This window comes from Enterobacter sp. C3_dUdeg, assembly GCF_057536195.1.
In genome coordinates this window covers 1,314,070-1,334,927 of record NZ_BAAKFX010000001.1, presented here as the reverse complement: position 1 = coordinate 1,334,927, position 20,858 = coordinate 1,314,070, and the positions used below count along the sequence as shown (strand labels likewise).

Annotated in this window: 24 protein-coding genes; 13 read left to right on the top strand and 11 right to left on the bottom strand. The window is 55.9% G+C overall.

All coding sequences use genetic code 11. The annotated features are described in order from the left end of the window. Positions 1–151: 151 nt before the first annotated feature. Genes AC27FC_RS06305 through ycgZ form a run of 3 tightly spaced genes read right to left on the bottom strand, consistent with a single transcriptional unit; the run spans position 152 to position 1,024 of the window. Positions 152–430, bottom strand: a complete 279-nt coding sequence (locus tag AC27FC_RS06305) for a biofilm/acid-resistance regulator YmgB/AriR (protein WP_048977426.1) — start codon at positions 428–430, stop codon at positions 152–154. A gap of 29 nt (positions 431–459) precedes the next feature. Continuing rightward, positions 460–780 carry a hypothetical protein gene (locus AC27FC_RS06300; RefSeq protein WP_196354538.1) on the bottom strand — a complete coding sequence of 107 codons (321 nt, stop codon included), beginning with the start codon at positions 778–780 and terminating at the stop codon, positions 460–462. Between the two features lie 4 nt (positions 781–784). Further along, the gene (gene ycgZ, locus AC27FC_RS06295; protein ID WP_023311324.1) at positions 785–1,024 is read right to left on the bottom strand and encodes a regulatory protein YcgZ; all 240 of its coding nucleotides are present in this window, start codon (positions 1,022–1,024) and stop codon (positions 785–787) included. 338 nt (positions 1,025–1,362) lie between these two features. Between ycgZ and AC27FC_RS06290 the strand changes: the two genes are divergently transcribed. From AC27FC_RS06290 to ldtE, 9 genes are all read left to right on the top strand, one after another. Next, complete coding sequence (locus AC27FC_RS06290; protein WP_094935179.1) at positions 1,363–2,583, top strand: diguanylate phosphodiesterase; 1,221 nt, start codon at positions 1,363–1,365, stop codon at positions 2,581–2,583. 188 nt (positions 2,584–2,771) lie between these two features. Further along, entirely contained in the window at positions 2,772–3,500 is a 729-nt protein-coding gene (locus tag AC27FC_RS06285; protein WP_033145300.1) for a MerR family transcriptional regulator, read from the top strand. 313 nt (positions 3,501–3,813) lie between these two features. After that, positions 3,814–4,182 (top strand): Fe-S cluster assembly scaffold SufA, encoded by a 369-nt coding sequence (gene sufA, locus AC27FC_RS06280; protein WP_033145301.1) that lies wholly within the window; start codon positions 3,814–3,816, stop codon positions 4,180–4,182. An 8-nt stretch (positions 4,183–4,190) separates the two neighbouring features. After that, complete coding sequence (gene sufB / locus AC27FC_RS06275) at positions 4,191–5,681, top strand: Fe-S cluster assembly protein SufB (protein ID WP_039262105.1); 1,491 nt, start codon at positions 4,191–4,193, stop codon at positions 5,679–5,681. Positions 5,682–5,690: 9 nt separating this feature from the next. After that, positions 5,691–6,437, top strand: coding sequence for a Fe-S cluster assembly ATPase SufC (sufC, locus tag AC27FC_RS06270; protein WP_014831592.1), 747 nt, complete (start codon positions 5,691–5,693; stop codon positions 6,435–6,437). Beyond that, on the top strand, positions 6,412–7,683 hold the full coding sequence (gene sufD / locus AC27FC_RS06265; protein WP_033145304.1) for a Fe-S cluster assembly protein SufD: 1,272 nt from the start codon (positions 6,412–6,414) through the stop codon (positions 7,681–7,683). Before sufC ends, sufD begins: the two co-directional genes overlap by 26 nt. Then, a complete protein-coding gene (gene sufS, locus AC27FC_RS06260) occupies positions 7,680–8,900 on the top strand; it encodes a cysteine desulfurase SufS (protein ID WP_196354535.1) in 1,221 nt (406 codons plus the stop codon). Before sufD ends, sufS begins: the two co-directional genes overlap by 4 nt. 14 nt (positions 8,901–8,914) lie before the next feature. Beyond that, on the top strand, positions 8,915–9,331 hold the full coding sequence (sufE, locus tag AC27FC_RS06255; protein ID WP_028012869.1) for a cysteine desulfuration protein SufE: 417 nt from the start codon (positions 8,915–8,917) through the stop codon (positions 9,329–9,331). A 97-nt stretch (positions 9,332–9,428) separates the two neighbouring features. Continuing rightward, positions 9,429–10,442 (top strand): L,D-transpeptidase LdtE, encoded by a 1,014-nt coding sequence (ldtE, locus tag AC27FC_RS06250; RefSeq protein WP_039262109.1) that lies wholly within the window; start codon positions 9,429–9,431, stop codon positions 10,440–10,442. Positions 10,443–10,502: 60 nt separating this feature from the next. On the opposite strand, the gene lpp is transcribed toward ldtE, so the two are convergent. The 5 genes from lpp to AC27FC_RS06225 form a co-directional block, all read right to left on the bottom strand. Continuing rightward, the gene (gene lpp, locus AC27FC_RS06245; protein WP_010430241.1) at positions 10,503–10,739 is read right to left on the bottom strand and encodes a murein lipoprotein Lpp; all 237 of its coding nucleotides are present in this window, start codon (positions 10,737–10,739) and stop codon (positions 10,503–10,505) included. A gap of 309 nt (positions 10,740–11,048) precedes the next feature. After that, entirely contained in the window at positions 11,049–12,470 is a 1,422-nt protein-coding gene (gene pykF / locus AC27FC_RS06240; RefSeq protein ID WP_029739779.1) for a pyruvate kinase PykF, read from the bottom strand. A 7-nt stretch (positions 12,471–12,477) separates the two neighbouring features. After that, entirely contained in the window at positions 12,478–12,774 is a 297-nt protein-coding gene (gene ynhH / locus AC27FC_RS06235; protein ID WP_418921897.1) for a protein YnhH, read from the bottom strand. Between the two features lie 73 nt (positions 12,775–12,847). Next, positions 12,848–13,993: a trans-sulfuration enzyme family protein gene (locus AC27FC_RS06230; protein WP_196354802.1), complete on the bottom strand. Its 1,146-nt coding sequence runs from the start codon at positions 13,991–13,993 to the stop codon at positions 12,848–12,850. An 11-nt stretch (positions 13,994–14,004) separates the two neighbouring features. Further along, the gene (locus AC27FC_RS06225; protein ID WP_094935184.1) at positions 14,005–15,375 is read right to left on the bottom strand and encodes a pyridoxal-phosphate dependent enzyme; all 1,371 of its coding nucleotides are present in this window, start codon (positions 15,373–15,375) and stop codon (positions 14,005–14,007) included. Between the two features lie 400 nt (positions 15,376–15,775). Between AC27FC_RS06225 and AC27FC_RS06220 the strand changes: the two genes are divergently transcribed. The 4 genes from AC27FC_RS06220 to fumD all read left to right on the top strand — a co-directional run bounded on the left by AC27FC_RS06220 (position 15,776) and on the right by fumD (position 18,615). Beyond that, positions 15,776–16,798 carry a methionine ABC transporter ATP-binding protein gene (locus AC27FC_RS06220; RefSeq protein WP_048977436.1) on the top strand — a complete coding sequence of 341 codons (1,023 nt, stop codon included), beginning with the start codon at positions 15,776–15,778 and terminating at the stop codon, positions 16,796–16,798. Next, positions 16,791–17,459 carry a methionine ABC transporter permease gene (locus AC27FC_RS06215; RefSeq protein WP_008500617.1) on the top strand — a complete coding sequence of 223 codons (669 nt, stop codon included), beginning with the start codon at positions 16,791–16,793 and terminating at the stop codon, positions 17,457–17,459. The genes AC27FC_RS06220 and AC27FC_RS06215 overlap by 8 nt, the downstream gene beginning before the upstream one ends. A gap of 23 nt (positions 17,460–17,482) precedes the next feature. Beyond that, positions 17,483–18,295 (top strand): MetQ/NlpA family ABC transporter substrate-binding protein, encoded by an 813-nt coding sequence (locus AC27FC_RS06210; RefSeq protein WP_008500616.1) that lies wholly within the window; start codon positions 17,483–17,485, stop codon positions 18,293–18,295. Positions 18,296–18,405: 110 nt separating this feature from the next. Then, the gene (gene fumD, locus AC27FC_RS06205) at positions 18,406–18,615 is read left to right on the top strand and encodes a fumarate hydratase FumD (protein WP_008500615.1); all 210 of its coding nucleotides are present in this window, start codon (positions 18,406–18,408) and stop codon (positions 18,613–18,615) included. Here the strand turns inward: fumD and AC27FC_RS06200 are convergent. The 3 genes from AC27FC_RS06200 to AC27FC_RS06190 are packed head-to-tail and all read right to left on the bottom strand — an operon-like array spanning position 18,596 to position 20,857. Continuing rightward, a complete protein-coding gene (locus tag AC27FC_RS06200) occupies positions 18,596–19,282 on the bottom strand; it encodes an amino acid ABC transporter permease (RefSeq protein ID WP_032657777.1) in 687 nt (228 codons plus the stop codon). The two genes, fumD and AC27FC_RS06200, sit on opposite strands and share 20 nt — an antisense overlap. Then, positions 19,266–20,042, bottom strand: coding sequence for an amino acid ABC transporter permease (locus tag AC27FC_RS06195; protein ID WP_039262345.1), 777 nt, complete (start codon positions 20,040–20,042; stop codon positions 19,266–19,268). The genes AC27FC_RS06200 and AC27FC_RS06195 overlap by 17 nt, the downstream gene beginning before the upstream one ends. Continuing rightward, entirely contained in the window at positions 20,042–20,857 is an 816-nt protein-coding gene (locus tag AC27FC_RS06190) for an amino acid ABC transporter ATP-binding protein (RefSeq protein ID WP_094935185.1), read from the bottom strand. The genes AC27FC_RS06195 and AC27FC_RS06190 overlap by 1 nt, the downstream gene beginning before the upstream one ends. Position 20,858: the final 1 nt, after the last annotated feature.

Below are 20,858 nucleotides of genomic sequence, written 5' to 3'. Positions count from 1 at the left end.
AAAATCCAGTCCCGTACACGGAGGTAAGCAGGAACCGTGCCAGATTGGCTTTGCTGGTTTTACAGGGTGTTAAGCGGGGAAGGCGCGTGTCATCGTCAGGCTGTTCGTCAGTTTTGACGATGACACGAGAGCAGGATGAGGAGCCGTGAAATTACAGGTCGTCCATGGTGTAGCCCACGACAATTTCCAGCGTCTTGCGAATCACATCCGCCTGGACAACATCGTGGGTCGCTTCCAGCGTCTGAATGAGCCAGAGGATTATCGCTTTGTTGGACAGATGGCCTTCGGAGGCCAGAACACAGCGTACTGCAGTAGAAAAAATAGCGGACTCTTCAGCAAAACGATCGCCTGCATGACGGAAATATTCCGCCAGCGCACTGTCTAAAAAAGCAGAGTGGTATTCGGGTTGAAGCTGAATATTTTGTCTCATTTGTTCTCACCGTAGCTGTTAAATTGCAGTCAATGTATTTTTTTGGGGTCGGACGGTTTTCCACTTCCAAATAACGGCACTACATTGTCTCTGTTATCGTTGAGAGGTCCCTCTCTGTTCGTTCGTCCTTGCGCGGTTCTGCGACGTGTAAAGGCGGTGCTATTTGAGCCGATCTCGGCAATCACCACCGCAAGTGTCTCCCGCCGCCGGGGATCCTTTTCATGTTCTTCCATGACCCGCAGACGCTGCAGCAATCCTTCGGTTGTCACTGGCCCCCGCTCTTTCAAAAGAGAGAGAACGGCTTCACCGATAAGCGTGTCGATCAGTTTGTCTGCGTTACTGCTCTTCATATCCTTACCGTTCGAAGAGCAGACCAAGCAGCTTGTGGTAATGCTCTTCCTCTTCCGGGCCATCGGCCTTTTCGAGGCGGCTGAGCAGTTTGGTACAGAGCGATTTGCGATTCAGATTTCGCCCGTCGCTGAGAATTTCAACAACGACCTGGCCCAGCGTCTCCTGCTGGGTAGGAAGCACGGCTTTTTCGAAGTACTGTGCGATTGCTGCTGCGGAATCTGCGACGTAACCTTTCTGCTGCATGTTTCGCTCCTGTAAAATTTTGTAATCACTAACGTTACAATTAAGGTATACATAATTTCCAAATCTGTACACTCAAAATGTACAGATTTTTAATATTTTTATGATATTTTTTATAAAGTACTTTATTTTCATTTGGTTATGAGTATGTTGTGGACCGGTAATGTTACAGGATATATTGTACAAAAAGTTCGGGCGCTGATAAGTTGTACAGCCTGGAAAAAAGCATCATCAAATGCCGTAAATGGTTGAGATGTAAATTATTTGTCAGGCAATTAATGTGCTATAAATGATCCTTATCCACCTTTTTTGTGGCCAAAACCCTAACCCCCAGGAATAGCATGCTCACAACCATCATTTACCGCAGTCATATCTGCGAGGACGTTCCAGTTAAAGCGCTGGAAGCAATGGTCGCTGCTGCAAATAGTAAAAACCGGCAATCCAACGTCACGGGGATCCTGCTGTTTAACGGCACACATTTTTTTCAGCTGCTTGAAGGGCCAGTGGAACACGTCTCTGCTATCTATGAGCATATCTGCAACGACCCGCGCCACCATAACGTGGTGGAGCTGATGCGCGATCACGGACCTGTCCGGCGTTTTGGCAACGTGGGCATGGAGCTTTTTGATTTGCGCCACTTCGACAGGGACGAAGTGCTGCAGCAGGTGCTCAACAGGGGGACGACACGCTATCAGCTGACGTATAATGACCGCCCGCTGCAGTTTTTCCGCACCTTTGTCGAGGCCACGGAAAAAGCGAACTATTTTGAACTGCCGCCTGCGGATTCCTGGGAGTTCGTTCGCGAGGAAACGCGCCTGTCCGCGCAGCCCGAAGTGGTCGCGAAAGGGGCGGATTGCAGCTTTGCGTTCCAGCCGATAGTCGATCCGTTTATGCAGCAGGTCGTCTCCTGGGAGGCGCTTCTCCGCACGCCTGACGGCGGCGCACCGGGAGATTACTTTGCCAATCTGCCGCGTGACGAGGTGTATGCCTCTGATTTACACAGCAAGCAGGTGGCGCTCTCCATGGCCAGCGCGCTGGGGCTCCAGGACCAGACGTTATCCCTCAATCTGCGGCCCATGACGCTGGTCAACATTCCCAACGCCGTGGATTTCCTACTCACCGCGATTGAAGCCAATGGGTTTGTACCCGAGCAAATTGTGGTGGAGTTCACCGAGAGCGAAGCCATTTCCCGTTTTGATGAATTCACGGATTCGGTCAGGCAGTTAAAAAGCGCGGGTATCAGCGTGACGATCGATCACTTTGGCGCCGGTTTTGCCGGGCTGCAGCTGCTGGCGCAGTTCCAGCCGGACAGAATTAAGATTAATCGCGATCTGGTCGCGAACGTGCATAAAAGTGGCCCCCGACAGGCCATTATTCAGGCGATTATTAAATGCTGCTCCTCGCTTGAGATCCAGTTCTGCGCGGTAGGAGTAGAGAAGGCTGAAGAGTGGATGTGGCTGGAATCCGCCGGGATTTCCCAGTTCCAGGGACATCTTTTTGCCAGCCCGCGACACGGCGGTATTCCCGCGATTGCGTGGCCGGAGAAAAAGTTCGACTTCTGATAAAGCTGTACACATTACGGCAGAGTTAACTGTACGAATGGTAATTTTTATACAACAATGTATTAACAGGTGAAGGGAGGAGTAGCCCATTCACCTGAGCAAAATGCGGTCTTAGTTATACAAATGGTGTGTACAATCTGATAAGGTTGGTGCAGTTAGGTATGGAAGTTCTGAGCGTGAGGGAGTTAATGGCCTATTACAGTATCGGCGAAGTGGCCGAACGATGCGGTATCAACCCCGTTACGCTGCGTGCCTGGCAGCGCCGTTATGGATTGTTGAAGCCGCAGCGCAGCGAAGGAGGTCATCGTCAGTTTGACGATGAAGATATCCTCCGCATAGAAGAGATCAAGCGCCTGATGAAAAGCGGCGTCTCGGTCGGAAAAGTCAAAGCCTTGCTGGAAAACAAAGAAGTATTGACTCAGGGCAACTGGGTCTCGTTTCAGGAAGAAATGATGACCGTTCTGCGTTACGCCAGCCCGGCAAAGCTGCGCGCCAAAATGGGCGAATTCCGCCGCGATCACGCGATAGATGCGCTGATTGACAATATTATTTCTCCCGTTCGTCAGCGCATGAATCAGGATCAAAACACCGTGCGCCACATGGCTAGCCTGTTTGACGGCGTCCTGATCGAATTCGCGATTGCAAGCCTGGCGGAATCCCGCAAAAAAGCCGGTAAAGATGCCCTCCTGATTGGCTGGGAATGCGATGACCGCACCCACCTGTGGCTGGAAGCCGCGCGCTTATCGCAGAAGGGATGGCACATTGACGTCCTGGCGGAACCTATTGATTCGCCGCGTCCTGAACTGTTCCCTGGGCAAAAAATCTTCGTCTGGACGGGGAAATCCCCAACGCCTCGCCAGCAGGAACAGCTCGACCACTGGCGTGAACAGGGGTTTGCTGTCTCATTTCATCACTGATTAACAGAGGCCTTGAGGGCCTTTTTTTGTTTTTGTCATTTTCTGAGCAAAAGCTATCTCAAAAATAGGCATTTCCGATGCATATTTTACTTTTCTCTTCCCTGTCATAAATGCCGCGACGAAATGCATTATTAATCAATGCATTGAACAAATACATCCATCCTGACTGCATCCTCTCACAGGGTCTATGCTTAATAAAAGTAGGCAAAAAGGGCGGTTTAGCCGAATGCCCCTGCTGACAGAGGGTTGAAGTGATAATCGTTATCACTAACATGGTGTTATGCCCTGATGGCTTATCAGATGAGGTGGACCTATGGAACTGCATTCAGAAACCTTTAATCCTGCCGATTTTGCCTGGCGCGGCTTAACGCTCACGCCAGCGGCGGCGGCACATATTCACGATCTGGTGGCGAAAAAGCCCGAGATCCTTGGCGTGCGTTTAGGCGTCAAACAGACCGGCTGCGCGGGTTTCGGCTACGTGCTCGATACCGTCACCGAACCCGAGAAAGATGACCTGGTGTTCGAGACTGACGGCGCGAAGCTGTACGTCGCGCTGCAGGCCATGCCGTTTATTGACGGCACCGAAGTGGACTACGTCCGCGAAGGCTTAAACCAGTTATTCAAATTTCATAACCCGAAAGCCCAGAACGAATGCGGCTGCGGCGAAAGCTTTGGGGTATAGGCGGTACTATGTCTCGTAATACTGAAGCAACGAGTGATGTAAATACCTGGGGCGGTGGGCACCTCAATTATAAAGAGGGGTTCTTCACCCAGCTGCAGACCGATGAGCTGGCGAAAGGCATCAACGAAGATGTCGTGCGGGCGATCTCGGCGAAACGCAACGAGCCCGAGTGGATGCTGGAGTTCCGCCTGAGCGCCTTCCGCGCCTGGCTGGAGATGGAAGAACCGCACTGGCTGAAAGCGCACTACGACAAGCTGAACTATCAGGACTACAGCTACTATTCTGCGCCCTCCTGCGGCAGCTGTGACGATACCTGCGCCTCGCAGCCCGGCGCGGTGCAGCAAACCGGTGCGGAGAACAGTTTCCTCAGCAAAGAGGTGGAAGAAGCCTTTAACCAGCTTGGCGTGCCCGTGCGTGAGGGGAAAGAGGTGGCGGTGGACGCCATTTTCGACTCCGTCTCGGTGGCAACCACCTACCGCGAGAAGCTGGCAGAGCAGGGGATCATTTTCTGCTCCTTCGGCGAAGCGATTCACGATCATCCGGAACTGGTGAAAAAATACATTGGGACCGTGGTGCCTTCTAACGACAACTTCTTTGCGGCGCTCAACGCGGCGGTAGCCTCTGACGGCACCTTTATCTATGTGCCGAAAGGCGTGCGCTGCCCGATGGAGCTGTCCACCTATTTCCGCATCAATGCCGAAAAAACCGGCCAGTTCGAACGCACGATTCTGGTTGCGGATGAAGGCAGCTACGTCAGCTATATCGAAGGGTGCTCCGCCCCGGTCCGCGACAGCTACCAGCTGCACGCGGCGGTGGTGGAGGTCATCATCCACAAAGACGCCGAGGTGAAATACTCCACGGTGCAAAACTGGTTCCCGGGCGACGGCAATACCGGCGGTATCCTGAACTTCGTCACCAAGCGCGCGCTGTGCGAAGGCGAAAACAGCAAGATGTCGTGGACCCAGTCTGAAACCGGCTCTGCCATCACCTGGAAATACCCGAGCTGCATTCTGCGCGGGGATAACTCCATCGGCGAGTTTTACTCGGTGGCGCTGACCAGCGGCCATCAGCAGGCCGATACCGGCACCAAGATGATCCACATAGGTAAAAACACCAAATCAACCATCATCTCGAAAGGGATTTCCGCCGGGCATAGCCAGAACAGCTATCGCGGGCTGGTGAAAATCATGCCGACGGCCACCAATGCGAGAAACTTTACCCAGTGTGACTCGATGCTGATCGGTGCCGACTGCGGGGCGCATACCTTCCCGTACGTCGAGTGCCGTAACAACACGGCCCAGCTTGAGCACGAGGCGACGACGTCGCGGATTGGGGAAGATCAGCTCTTCTACTGCCTGCAGCGCGGGATCAGTGAAGAAGACGCCATCTCGATGATCGTTAACGGCTTCTGTAAGGACGTGTTCTCTGAACTGCCGCTGGAATTTGCCGTTGAAGCCCAGAAACTCCTCGCCATTAGTCTTGAACACAGCGTCGGTTAAGGAAAGCACATGTTAAGCATTAAAGATTTACAGGTTAGCGTAGAAGACAAAGCCATCCTGCGTGGCCTCAATTTTGACGTTAAGCCGGGTGAAGTCCACGCCATCATGGGGCCGAACGGCTCCGGAAAAAGTACGCTGTCTGCGACGCTGGCGGGGCGCGAAGATTATGAGGTAACCCACGGCTCGGTGGAGTTTAACGGCAAAGATCTGCTTGAGATGTCGCCGGAAGACCGCGCGGGAGAGGGCATCTTCATGGCCTTCCAGTACCCGGTCGAAATTCCGGGCGTCAGCAACCAGTTCTTCCTGCAGACGGCGCTGAATGCGGTGCGCAAGTATCGCGGCCTGGAGGCGCTGGACCGCTTTGACTTCCAGGACCTGATGGAAGAGAAGATCAAGCTGCTGAAGATGCCGGAAGATCTGCTGACCCGTTCGGTGAACGTTGGCTTTTCCGGCGGCGAGAAAAAGCGTAACGACATTCTGCAGATGGCGGTGCTGGAGCCCGAGCTGTGCATTCTGGATGAGACCGACTCCGGTCTGGATATCGACGCCCTGAAGATTGTCGCTGACGGCGTGAATTCCCTGCGTGACGGCAAGCGTTCGTTCATTATCGTCACCCACTACCAGCGCATTCTGGACTACATCAAGCCGGATTACGTTCACGTGCTTTACCAGGGGCGTATTGTGAAATCCGGTGATTTCACGCTGGTTAAACAACTGGAGGAGCAGGGCTATGGCTGGCTTACCGAACAGCAGTAATGCGCTCCAGCAGTGGCACCGGCTGTTTGAAGCCCAGGGCGGCACGCGCTCTGAGCAGGCGCAGCAGCATCTGCAGCAGATGCTGCGTCTCGGCCTGCCGACGCGTAAGCATGAGAACTGGAAATACACCCCGCTTGATGGCCTGCTGAACGCCGAGTTCGTGACCCGTCTGGCGGATCTCACCCCGGCGCAGCGTGACGCGCTGGCCGTAAACGTGGATGCCGTGCGCCTGGTGTTTGTCGACGGTGAGTTCCGTCCGGAGCTGAGCGACGCCCTTCAGGGGAGCGGATTTGAGATTGAGATAAACGACGATCGCCAGCCCCTGAGCGCCCCGGTTCAGCCTGAGGTTTTCCTCCACCTGACCGAGAGCCTGGCCCGCAGCGTGACGCATATCCGCGTGAAGCGTAACCAGCGTCCGGCAAAACCGCTGCTGCTGATGCACATCACCCAGGGTCTGGACGGCGACGAAATCAACACCGCGCACTATCGCCACCATCTTGAGCTGGCGGAGGGGGCGGAAGCCACGGTAATCGAACATTACGTCAGCCTCAACGATATCCGGCACTTTACCGGATCGCGTCTGACGATGAACGTTGCCGCCAATGCCCAGCTTCACCACGTCAAGCTGGCGTTTGAGAATGCGCAGAGCCACCACTTTGCCCATAACGACATTGTGCTGGGTCAGGATGCCGCGGCGTACAGCCACAGCTTCCTGCTCGGTGGGTCGGTATTGCGCCACAATACCAGCACGCAGCTTAACGGTGAAAACACCACGCTGCGCATCAACAGCCTGGCGATGCCGGTTAAATCTGAAGTGTGCGACACGCGCACCTGGCTTGAGCACAACAAGGGCTACTGCAACAGCCGCCAGCTGCATAAAACTATCGTGAGTGATAAAGGGCGCGCGGTATTTAACGGACTGATTAACGTGGCGCAGCACGCCATCAAAACTGACGGGCAGATGACCAACAACAATCTGCTGTTAGGTCGCCTGGCGGAAGTGGACACCAAACCGCAGCTGGAGATCTACGCCGACGACGTGAAGTGCAGCCACGGTGCGACGGTCGGGCGCATCGACGACGAGCAGATGTTCTACCTGCGTTCCCGCGGTATCGACCAGCAGGCGGCGCAGAAAATGATTATCTATGCGTTTGCCGCCGAACTGACGGAAGCGCTGAACGATGGTCAGTTGAAACAGCAGGTGCTGGCGCGTATCGGTCAGCGTCTGCCTGGAGGCGAAGCATGAGTTTTCCCGTCGAGAAAGTACGGGCAGATTTTCCGGTTCTGACCCGTGAAGTAAACGGTCTTCCTCTGGCCTATCTGGACAGCGCGGCCAGCGCGCAGAAGCCTAACCCGGTAGTGGATGCGGAAGCCGAGTTTTATCGCCACGGCTACGCCGCCGTGCATCGCGGTATTCATACCCTGAGCGCCGAGGCGACCCAGCGTATGGAAAACGTGCGCACGCAAATTGCCGCCTTCCTCAATGCGAAATCGCCTGAAGAGCTGGTCTTCGTGCGCGGAACCACTGAAGGGATCAACCTTGTCGCTAACAGCTGGGGCAACGCGCAGGTCCACGCGGGGGATAACATCATCATCACCCAGATGGAGCACCACGCCAATATCGTGCCGTGGCAGATGCTCTGCGAGCGCGTTGGCGCGCAATTGCGGGTCATTCCGCTTAACCTTGACGGGACGCTGCAGCTTGAGCAGCTCGACGCACTGCTGGATGACCGCACGCGGCTGGTGGCGGTCACCCAGGTCTCCAACGTGCTGGGGACGGAAAACCCGGTGGCAGAGATTATCGAAAAAGCCCACCAGGCCGGCGCGAAGGTGCTGATTGACGGCGCTCAGGCGGTGATGCACCACGCGGTTGACGTTCAGGCGCTGGACTGCGATTTCTACGTCTTCTCAGGCCACAAGCTCTATGGGCCGACCGGGATTGGCGTGCTCTACGTGAAGGAAGACATCCTGCAGGCGATGCCGCCGTGGGAAGGGGGCGGGTCGATGATCGCCACCGTCAGCCTGACGGAAGGCACCACCTACGCGCGCGCGCCGTGGCGTTTTGAGGCGGGTACGCCCAACACCGGCGGGATTATCGGGCTGGGGGCGGCGGTTTCCTACGTCTCCGCAATCGGCCTTGATAGCATTCAGGAGTACGAACAGCTGCTGATGCACTATGCGCTTGCCGAGCTTGCCAGCGTGCCGGATCTGACCCTCTACGGGCCTGCCGACCGGCAAGGGGTGATCGCGTTCAATCTCGGGAAACATCACGCCTATGACGTGGGCAGTTTCCTCGATAACTACGGCGTGGCGGTCCGTACCGGGCACCACTGCGCCATGCCGCTGATGGCGTTTTACCAGGTGCCGGCAATGTGCCGCGCGTCGCTGGTGATGTACAACACAACGGAAGAGGTCGACAGGCTGGTGGCGGGGCTTAAGCGTATTCACCAGCTGCTGGGCTAACGGAGAGGCGAAAGATGGCAGAACTGCCGGACAGAGACAAATTGCTGCGCAACTTTGGGCGTTGCGCAAACTGGGAAGAGAAGTACCTGTATATCATCGAGCTGGGGCAGCGTCTGCCGCCGCTCGGTGAAGAGGCGCATAACCCGGAAAATATTATTCAGGGCTGTCAGAGCCAGGTGTGGATTGTGATGGAGCAGTCTGACGACGGCACGATAGCACTGCACGGCGATAGCGATGCGGCCATTGTAAAAGGGCTTATTGCGGTCGTCTTTATTCTTTACCACCGGATGTCGGCGCAGGATATTGTCGCGTTTGATGTCCGCCCGTGGTTTGAAAAAATGGCCCTCACACAACACCTCACCCCGTCTCGTTCCCAGGGACTGGAAGCGATGATTCGCGCGATTCGCGCCAAAGCTGCAATCCTTAGCTAGACTTACAGAACAGCATTCATTCTGTTTCGCGAGGTGGTTCCCGCCTCGCTGGTTTTTCAGCTTTCTGGCGTCCTGCCAGTGAATAAGGAATCTCAGCATGAAGCGCGCGTCTCTCATAACTCTATTACTCCTCAGTTCGCTCGGCGCACTTAATTCGGCCCGCGCGATGGACTATCCGTTGCCGCCCGCAGGCAGTCGCCTGATTGGGCAAAATCAAACCTACACGATACAGGAAGGGGATAATAAGCTGCAGACCATCGCCCGCCGGTTTAATACCGCGGCGCAGGTGATTCTGGAAACGAACAATACCATTGCGCCAGTCAACCCGGCGCCGGGAACCGTCATTACCATCCCGTCGCAGATGCTGCTGCCGGACACGCCGCGCGAGGGGATTGTGGTGAACCTCGCTGAGCTGCGGCTCTACTACTTCCCGCCGGGAGAAAACATCGTTCAGGTCTTCCCGCTCGGCATCGGACAGCTGGGGCTGGAAACACCGGTTACGACCACGCGCGTAAGCCAGAAAATCCCGAATCCCACCTGGACGCCCACGCCGGGCATCAGAGCCCGCTCTCTGGAGCAGGGAATCAAATTACCGCCGGTGGTACCTGCCGGGCCAAATAACCCGCTGGGACGCTTCGCATTGCGTTTAGGCGTGGGCAACGGGGAATATCTCATCCACGGCACCAGCGCGCCGGACAGCGTCGGACTGCGCGTCAGCTCAGGTTGTATGCGGATGAACGCCCCGGACATTAAAGCCCTGTTTGAACAGGTGCGGGTTGGCACGCGGGTACAGATTATCAATGAACCCGTGAAGTTCTCCGTGGAGCCGGATGGCAAACGCTATATTGAAGTCCATCGCCCGCTGGCACAGGCTGAGGGAGAAAACCCGCAGGTCTCGCCCATTACCCACTCCGCCGACTTTGCGACCTTTGTTTCTCAGGCGGGAAGCGATAAGGCGCTGATCGAGAAAGCCCTGTCGCGCCGCGCCGGGATCCCGGTTATCGTGTCGTCAGAGAGCGGCCCGTCGGCCAGCAATAGCGTGTTGTCGGTGCAGAACAGTCGGGTGTCCGCTGCGGTAGCGGAAGATGAAGGGGAGAAGGTGACGCAGTAGCCGTTTGACGCAGGCAAAAAAAATGGCGCACAATGTGCGCCATTTTATTAACAGGTACTATTACTTACGGTATTTAGTAGCCTGGTTGTCCAGACGCTGGTTAGCGCGAGCTGCGTCGTCTTTAGCAGCCTGAACGTCGGAACGGATTGCGTTCACGTCGTTGCTCAGCTGGTCAACTTTAGCGTTCAGAGTCTGAACGTCAGAAGACAGCTGATCGATTTTAGCGTTGCTGGAGCAACCAGCCAGCAGAGTAGAACCCAGGATTACCGCGCCCAGTACCAGTTTAGTACGATTCATTATTAATACCCTCTAGATTGAGTTAATCTCCATGTAGCGTTACAAGTATTACACAAAGTTTTTTGGGTTGAGAATATTTTTTTGATGGGAATACACCTATTTTTGATCGTTCGCTCAAAGAAGCATCGAATCGGCCCTTTTTGAGCAAAAATCTATGTAAAAAAAGGCATTTATCATCGGATTCATCTTAGATAATTCGCAATTAAATAGAAAAACCCGATTTGCAATTTGAATGACTTTAGCTAATGCCAGGAATAAAAAAAGCGCCCGGAGGGCGCTTTTTATCAAAATTAATTCGTTCGGGAATTATTACAGCACGTGAACAGATGCGGTATTGGTGGTTCCGCTTGGCACCAGCGCGCCAGAAACCATGACCACAACGTCACCTTTCTGTGCCAGACCACGATCAACCAGCTCCAGAGCGACTTCTTTACCCAGACGGTAGAAATCATCTGTAGACGCGATCTCTTTCACCAGGTGAGGGATCACGCCTTTGCTCAGCACCAGCTGACGAGCCGTGGTTTCGTTGGTGGTCAGCGCCAGGATAGTCGCATCCGGGAAGTATTTACGCACCGCGCGAGCAGATTTACCGCCCTGGGTGGCAACCACGATCAGCGGTGCTTCCAGCTTCTCAGCCGTTTCTACTGCACCACGGCATACCGCTTCGGTGATGCGCAGCTTGCGGCTGTCGTTGTTGTAGTCCAGACGGCTTTTCATTACGCGGTCGGTACGTTCGCAGATGGTGGCCATGATGGACACCGCTTCCAGCGGATATTTACCTTTTGCGGATTCGCCGGACAGCATAACGGCATCAGTACCGTCGAGGATGGCGTTAGCCACGTCGCCTGCTTCTGCGCGGGTTGGGCGTGGGTTTTTGATCATGGAGTCCAGCATCTGCGTTGCGGTGATAACCACTTTACGCGCGCGAACACATTTCTCGATCATCATCTTCTGCGCGAAGATCACTTCTTCAACCGGGATTTCTACGCCCAGGTCGCCACGTGCAACCATGATGCCGTCAGACGCTTCGAGGATTTCGTCGAAGTTGTTCAGGCCTTCCTGGTTTTCAATTTTGGAGATGATCTGGATCTTCTCGCCGCCGTGGGCTTTCAGGTGCTCACGAATTTCAACCACGTCTGAACGCTTACGGATGAAGGAGGCCGCAACAAAGTCAACGCCTTGTTCGCAACCGAAGATCAGGTCCTGTTTGTCTTTTTCAGCCAGTGCTGGCAGTGCGATAGAGACGCCCGGCAGGTTAACGCCTTTGTTTTCGCCCAGGTCGCCGTTGTTCAGCACTTTACAGATAACCTTGTTGCCTTCGATGGCGGTGACTTCCATACCGATCAGACCATCGTCTACCAGCACGGTGTTACCGACGGACAGGTCGTTGGTGAAGCCTTCATAGGTCACTGCAACGATTTCGCTGTTGCCGACAACGGATTTGTCGGTGGTGAAGGTGAAGGTCTGGCCCGCTTTCAGAGAGACGTCGTTACCGCCTTCCAGTTTGATGGTGCGGATTTCTGGACCTTTGGTATCCAGCAGGATCGCAGCTTTTTTACCGGTCTTGCTCATTACGTTGCGCAAGTTCTGGATACGCTGACCGTGTTCAGCGTAATCACCGTGGGAGAAGTTCAGACGCATCACGTTCATGCCGGCGTCCAGCATTTTGGTCAGCATCTCTTCAGATTCGGTTTTCGGGCCGATAGTACAAACAATTTTCGTCTTTTTCATGACAGTCTTAGTCTTTAAGTTGGGAAGGATATGGAAATCTCGCTCCGGGGGCGCACCGCCGCGGAGTCAAACCTGTGTTGCAAAAGAGTATATGACACGCACTAAGGATAGGAGACATCAAATGAGCGTGCAGAAGAAAGTGTGCCTGAGTGACAGCCCAACGAAGGAGAGGAGAAGTTGTACGTTGTTTTTTGTATTCCAAGCGCTGAAACCATTCACCAGGGATTAGGCGCGCATTATACGCTGATTTTAAGATAAAAGGAAAATGGAAACGGTGTTTCAGAAATAATCTGTGCAGTTTCACATAATATTGTTATCAAGGCGTTAAGCCATGATGACAACTTATGGCGGCAGGTGATTGACCTGCCGCGTTTTGCTTATTTTTGCAGCGCCTGGCTGAGGTCGGCAATCAGGTCTTTCGGATCTTCAATCCCGACTGACAGACGGATCAGCTGCGGCACAATGCCGTTTGCCAGGCGTTGCTCCAGCGGAATCGAAGCGTGCGTCATGCTGTAAGGCTGGCTCACCAGACTTTCCACACCGCCGAGGCTTTCCGCGAGGGTGAACAGCTTCAGGTGGCGAATCACCTCGGTGGCGTGTTGCGCATCGCCTTTTACCACCACGGAAATCATCCCGCCGGGCAGGGCCATCTGCGTGCGGGCAAGCTGATATTGCGGATGCGATTCCAGGCCGGGATAGAACACCTTTTCGACCAGAGGATGCTGCTCCAGCCATTGCGCAATCGCCAGCGCGTTGGTGCTGTGCTTTTCTACCCTCAAAGCAAGCGTGCGAATACCGCGCAGCGTCAGGAAGCTGCTGAACGGATCCAATACGCCGCCTACCGCGTTTTGCAGATAGCCCAGCTTATCCGCCAGTTCCCTGTTGTCCCCGACAATCGCCAGCCCGGCCACCACGTCAGAGTGGCCGTTCAGGTATTTGGTGGCGGAGTGCACCACGATATCGAAACCTGACTCCAGCGGACGGTGGATCACCGGCGACGCGAAGGTGTTATCCGCCACGCTGATGACGTTATGGCGGCGGGCGATCGCCGCAATGGCAGCCAGATCCGCCAGCTTCAGCAGCGGGTTGGTTGGCGTTTCGACCCACACCATGCGGGTATCCGGGCGGATGGCGGCCTCGAGACCGGCTAAGTCGTCCGGTTTAACCCAGCTGACCTGCAGGCCGGTGCTGCGCTTGCGCACGTTTTCAATCAGGCGGTACGTCCCACCGTAAACGTCATCGATGGCGACAATATGGCTGTCTTTATCCAGCAGTTCGAGCACCGTGGAGATGGCCGCCAGACCGGAGGCGAAGGCGTAGCCGCGCGTGCCGCCTTCCAGTTCGGCGATGGCGGTTTCCAGCGCATGGCGGGTAGGGTTGCCGCTGCGGGAATATTCATAGCCGGTATGCTCGCCGGGTGACGGTTGCGCAAACGTCGAGGTGGCGTAAATCGGCGGCATGACTGCGCCGTGCTGGTCGTTAAACTCGCCGCTGTGTACGCTCAGGGTAGCCAGGTTTTTCATCATCGATTCCTTTATTGCTGAAGACGGTTGCGCCAGGCGGTCAGAACGTCGCTGCGCGTAATCAGACCGAGAAAACGGTCGTTGTCATTAATGACGGCCACCAGACCGCGGTCGAAGATGGCGTTCAGGGCGCTTTCCGGGGCGTGTTTATCAAGAAACTCCACCTGACGCGTCATGGCTGCCGTCACCGGAAGCGCGAAGCGGTCGCCGTCGCCGCCGATATGCCGCAGGAGATCCCACTCGTCGATAATGCCCACCACCTTGCCGTTCTCCAGCACCGGCAGCTGGGAGATGTCATACAGGCGCATGCGTGCCAGTACGGTGGAAAGCGTGTCGTCCGGGGCGGCGGTAACGGTGGCGCCTTCATCGTGGCGCAGGGCGATGTAGTCAGAGAGATCGCCGGCCTGAGGGCGCGTGATGAGCCCTTGCTGACGCATCCAGTCATCGTTGAACATCTTCGAGAGATACTTATTGCCGCTGTCGCAGGCGAAGGTCACCACGCGCTTCGATGTGGTCTGCGCCTGGCAATATTTCAGCGCGGCCGCCAGCAGCGTGCCGCTGGAAGAGCCCGCCAGAATGCCTTCCGTTTTCAGCAGGTCGCGCGCGGTGGTGAAGGCCTCGCGGTCGGTGATGCGCCAGGCGCGATTCACCCCTTCAATGTGGGCCAGCGGCGGAATAAAGTCTTCGCCAATACCCTCAACCAGCCAGGAGCCCGCGTCGTGGTAGCGTCCGGTTTCCACCTGGTCGGCCAGAACCGATCCTGCCGGGTCTGCCAGGACAAACTCCGTGTGCGGAGAGTGCTCGGCGAACCACGCCTGCAGGCCGCCCAGCGTACCGCCTGAGCCGACGCCCACCACGATGGCGTCGATCCGCCCGTCAAGCTGCTCGTACAGTTCCGGTGCCGTGGTGGTGCGGTGCGCCAGCGGGTTGGCCTCGTTATTGAACTGGTCGATGTAAAACGCGCCGGGCAGCTCGTTGGCCAGGCGCTGGGCGTAATCCTGGTAGTAGGCAGGGTGTCCCTTGTTAACGTCGGAGCGGGTCAGCACCACCTGGGCACCCAGCGCGCGCAGGTGGAAAATCTTCTCGCGGCTCATTTTGTCCGGCACCACCAGGATCAGCGAGTAGCCTTTCTGGGCGGCAATCAGGGCCAGGCCGAGACCGGTATTCCCCGCCGTCGCCTCAATAATCGTGCCGCCCGGCTGCAGCTGGCCGGTACGCTCCGCTTCGTTAATCATCGACAGCGCAACGCGATCCTTAATAGAGCCGCCCGGATTCTGGTTTTCCAGCTTCAGGAACAGCGAGCAGGGACCGGTATCAAGCTTGTGCAGCTGGATAAGCGGGGTACGGCCAATCAGTTCGGTGACGGAATGGTAAATCGTCATGATGTTTTCCTTTCTGGATGTCATGACGGGATGATAGAGCGGCGAAATTTTCGCAATAAAGAACCATTCACTGCTCTTTAGAACAGAAAAGAATATAAATGCCATTTTTGGATGTCAGGACAGCAAGACGTAAAGTTGTCTGGATGTGAGGATGGCTATATCGGCAGGAAATGCTGAAAAAATGAGCGTTTTTAGCGGGCATCTGCCAGCAGATATGCATCCGGCAGATAATCATTGCTGAAATTGATCTAAATGCTTCCCACCCTGTAAATCCGCTGTTTATTTCCGAAAGTTATAACAAATTCTTTTTTGTTCATTTGAAAGCTGATAACGCCTGTTTACTATCGTTTGGACATCCATACTGCTAAACAGCCATGCGCGAAACGGATAAAGAATAAGAATGATCGTACTCAGGAATATTTCGAAGGTTTTTGACAACGGAAAGGTCGCGCTGACTGCCGTTGATAACGTCAATTTGACGATAGAACAGGGACAGATTTACGGAATTATTGGCTACAGCGGAGCCGGGAAAAGCACGCTGATTCGTCTGCTGAACGGTCTGGAAAAACCCAGCGCCGGAAGCGTGACCATTAACGGACAGGATATCTCTGCGGCAAAGGGTGAAGCGTTGCGCCAGGCGCGCCTGAAAATCAGCATGGTATTCCAGCACTTCAACCTGCTGTGGTCGCGCACGGTGAGCGAGAATATCGCTTTCTCGATGCAAATCGCCGGTGTGCCAAAAGCCAGCATCAAGGCGCGCGTCGCCGAGCTGGTGGATCTGGTCGGCCTGAAGGGGCGCGAGAATGCGTACCCGTCCCAGCTGAGCGGCGGGCAAAAGCAGCGCGTGGGTATTGCGCGCGCTTTGGCTAACAGCCCTGACGTGCTGCTCTGCGATGAAGCCACCTCGGCGCTCGACCCGCAGACCACCGATCAGATCCTCGATCTGCTGCTGGATATTAACCGCCGCTTCAGGCTGACCATCGTGCTGATCACCCACGAGATGCACGTAGTCCGCAAAATCTGCGACCGCGTGGCGGTGATGGAGAACGGTAAAGTGGTGGAAGAGGGCGACGTGCTGAGCGTCTTTACCCATCCGCAGCAGCCGATTACGCAGCAGTTTGTCCGCCAGGTGAGCCAGTACGCTGAGGAAGAAACCTTCAATACCGAACTGGCAAACGATCTGGAAGGCACGGTCATCAGGCTGACCTTTACCGGGCACAGCACCCATAAGCCGATCGTGGGTGAACTGACCCTGCGCTACGGCCTGCCGTTTAACATCCTGCACGGGAAAATGACGCAAACCGCCCACGGGGTGTTTGGTCAGCTCTGGGTACATGTCGTGGCATCCGATGAACAACTGAACAATATCCTCGCCGACCTGCAGCACAGCGATATTGAAGGCGAGGTGATTAAACATGGCTGAGAATCTCTTTCCGCATCTCAAGTGGGATCAGCTCTGGGCGGCGACGCTTGAGACGCTGTACATGACCGCGCTGTCCGGCGTGGCGACCTTTGTGCTGGGCATCGTGCTGGGGCTGGCGCTGTTTTTAACCGCGCGCGGCGGGCTGTTCCACAACCGCACGGTCTACAGCGTGATTTCGATTGTGGTGAACGTGTTCCGCTCTATTCCGTTCATCATTTTGATTGTCCTGCTGATCCCGTTCACCAAGACCGTCGTCGGCACCATTCTTGGCGCCAACGCGGCGCTGCCGGCGCTGATTGTGGGCGCTGCACCGTTCTACGCACGCCTGGTGGAGATCGCCCTGCGTGAAGTGGATAAAGGCGTCATCGAAGCAACGCGCTCGATGGGCGCACGACTGAGCACGTTAGTGTTTCGGGTTTTACTGCCGGAATCATCACCCGCACTGGTATCGGGTATTACGGTGACGCTCATTGCGCTGGTGAGCTACAGCGCAATGGCGGGGGTGATTGGCGCCGGTGGTTTGGGAAATCTGGCTTATCTGGAAGGATTCCAGCGCAACCATGGTGACGTCACGCTGGTGGCAACGGTGACCATTCTGATCATCGTTTTCATTATCCAGTTCTGCGGCGATGTCATTACTTCACTGTTAGATAAACGCTAATAAATACACACAGGAACCACATCATGAAAAAAACACTGACACTGATCGCCGCCGCAACCCTGAGCGCCCTGAGCTTCGCTTCCTGGGCTGACACCCTGACCGTGGGCGCATCCAACACGCCGCACGCCGAAATTCTGGAGCAGGCTAAGCCAATTCTGGCGAAGCAGGGTATCGACCTGGAGATCAAACCGTTCCAGGACTACATTCTGCCGAACACCGCGCTGGCGGGTCATGACATCGACGCGAACTATTTCCAGCACATTCCTTACCTGAACAGCGTGCTTAAGGATCATGCGGGCGATAAAGACTACGATTTCGTCAGTGCGGGCGCGATCCACATTGAGCCAATCGGCATCTACTCCAAAAAATACAAGTCGCTGAAAGACCTGCCGGAAGGCGGCAAGATCATCATGCGTGACGCGGTTTCTGAAGAGGGGCGTATTCTCTCCATCTTCGAGAAAGAGGGCGTGATCAAGCTGAAGCCGGGCATCGATAAAGTGACCGCGCGCATCAGCGACATCGTTGAGAACCCGAAAAAGCTGAAGTTCACGCCGAACGTGGAAGCTTCTCTGCTGCCGCAGATGTACAACAACAACGAAGGCGATGCGGTGGTGATTAACGCCAACTACGCAATTGACGCGGGTCTGGATCCGGTTCACGACCCGATTGCGGTAGAGAGCGGTGAAAATAACCCGTACGCCAACATCATTACCGTGCATCGCGGCGACGAGAAGAAGAAAGATATCGTTGCGCTGGTGAACGTGCTGCACTCGAAAGAGATTCAGGACTGGATCCGCACCAAGTACAAAGGCGCGGTCATCCCAGTAAACAACTAATTTACTGATTTTACAGATGAAGCCCGGCGAGTCTCTCGCCGGGCTTCTTTTTTGTATCCGGCAGGAGAATCATTTAAGCTCAACGTTTAAAAGGCAATGGAGTGATGACGATGGGTAACGTGACCAAAGATGAAGCGCTGTACCAGGAGATGTGCCGGGTGGTCGGGAAGGTGGTGCTTGAGATGCGTGATTTAGGGCAGGAGCCAAAGCATATTGTCATTGCCGGAGTCCTGCGTACCGCGCTGGCGAACCAGCGCGTTAAGCGCAGTGAATTGACAACCGAAGCGATGGAAACGGTGGTTAAAGCGCTGGCCGGGTAATGCGCCAGCGCTTCGCAAGCTGTTCGAGCGAGCAGCAGAGCAGGTAGTAGACCACGCCCGTAAAGATAAAAATGGCCGCCGGGTAGATTTGCACCCGGTTGTTGACCTGTCCCGCCACCGTGGTCAGTTCCGGTACGTTCACGATAAACGCCAGCGACGTATCCTTCAGCAGGCTGATAAAAATCCCCACCAGCGACGGCAGAATATTCCTCAGCGCCTGCGGCAGCAGCACGCGCAGGAGGGTTTGCTGCGTGCTGAATCCCTGTGACAGTGCAGCCTCATATTGTCCTGACGGTAGCGCGTTAAGCCCGGCCAGCACCGAGTGCATCACTGTTGCCGCGGTAAACCAGGCCAGAGCCAGCGTGACGGTCAGCGCTCCCGGCAGATCGCCCCCGGTCATAAGCGGCAGGAGATACCACATCCAGAAAATCACGAAGATGAGCGGGATGCCGCGGATCAGCTCTGCCCATAAAAAGAGGGCCTTTCGCACGAGCCCGGTAAAGCGCCAGGCCAGACACGCGAGCACTATCCCACCGGGCAGGGCGATGACGGCGGCCCCGGCCGCCATCATCAACGACAGCAATACGCCCCCCGGTTCACCCGTCGCCGCGCGTCCCCACAGCAGATAGTCGAGGTTATCGGTGATGACGTTAAGTCCGGCAATCATGTTTTTCACTCCCTGTGGTGGCGACGCCTGGGCGTTTACGTTTCGCGTCAGGCCCGATGCGAACCAGCACCAGCCCCATGACCAGGCCGGTCAGCAGATAGAGCGCGGTACCGAGGGTAAACGCCTCCAGCGCGTGCGCGTTATAGCTCTCGATCTGCCTGACCTGATAGGTCAGCTCGGCAAAGCCAATCCCGCTCGCGAGCGAGGAGAGCTTCATCAGATTTAGGTACTGGCCCACGACCGGCTGCCAGGCGTTGGCCAGGCCCTGCGGCAGAAGGATGTAACGAAACAGACGCCACGCGGAGAATCCCTGCGCGAGCGCCGCCTCCCGCTGTCCGGCAGGCACGGAACGTAACCCCGATTCCACCTCTTCGATTAAAAACGCCGAGGTAAAGACGCCCAACCCCCAGGCAGAACATAAAAATTCGGGCGTAAACCACCAGACGTCGCCGGGCAGAATTGACCAGCTGTGATCCGCGTTCACCGCGTCGCGAAACGCCTGCGGTAGTCCGTTCCAGGCGGCAAAATACCAGAACAGCAGCTGCACCAGCAGCGGCGTATTGCGAAACAGCGATACCCAGCTGCTGACGACCGCGTTCCCGGGGCGTCCGCCGGAAAGGCGCAGGAGCATAAAGAGCAGTGCGAGCAGGCTGGCCAGCAGCATCCCGGCAAGCGTGACCCACAGGGTGGTGAGGAATCCGGAGAGTATCCACTGCAGAGGCTGTCCGGTCAGTACCCCCTGCCAGTCGAGCGCGGGCATTACAGATGCTCCTGATGCAGCGGGTTGAGCACCTTCTGCAGGAACCGCTGCGCGCGCGGATGCGACGGCTGGCTGAAAAATTGTGCCGGCGGCGCCGTTTCCAGAATTTGCCCGCCGTCGATAAAGACAATCCGGTCGGCAATTTCCCGGGCAAACTGCATCTCGTGGGTCACCACGATCATCGTGATCCCGCTGTGGGCGAGGGCTTTCATCACGTACAGCACTTCACCAATCATCTCCGGATCCAGCGCAGAGGTGGGTTCATCAAACAGAATGATTTGCGGTGAAGAGGCCAGGGCGCGGGCAATCGCGACGCGCTGCTGCTGTCCACCGGAAAGCTCCGTCGGGAAATGGTGGGCTTTTTCCAGCATCCCGACCTTCTCCAGCAGGGCCAGCGCGCGCTCACGTGCGGGCTGCGGCTTCCAGCCGTGAACGTGCTCCAGCGCCAGGGTAATGTTCTGGCTGGCAGTGAGGTGGGCGTAAAGATTGAACTGCTGGAACACAAACCCCACGCGGCTGCGCAGCTGGCGCAGTCCGCTACCGGAGAGCTTTGCGGTAGGCTTGTTGTCGACCAGAATCTCTCCGCCGCTCAGGGTTTCAAGCTGGTTGATGAGACGAATCAGGGTGGATTTACCGGAACCCGAAGGGCCGAGGATGGCGACCACTTCACCGGGCGTTATGGTGAGGTTAATGTCGTTTAAAACCTCATGGTCACCGTAGCGTTTGTCCACATGACGAAACTCGACGCTGGCCTGTTCCAGATGTGAAAAATCCGCGGCACCGGCCGCGGAGTGTGAAAATAAACCTGAGAGCATA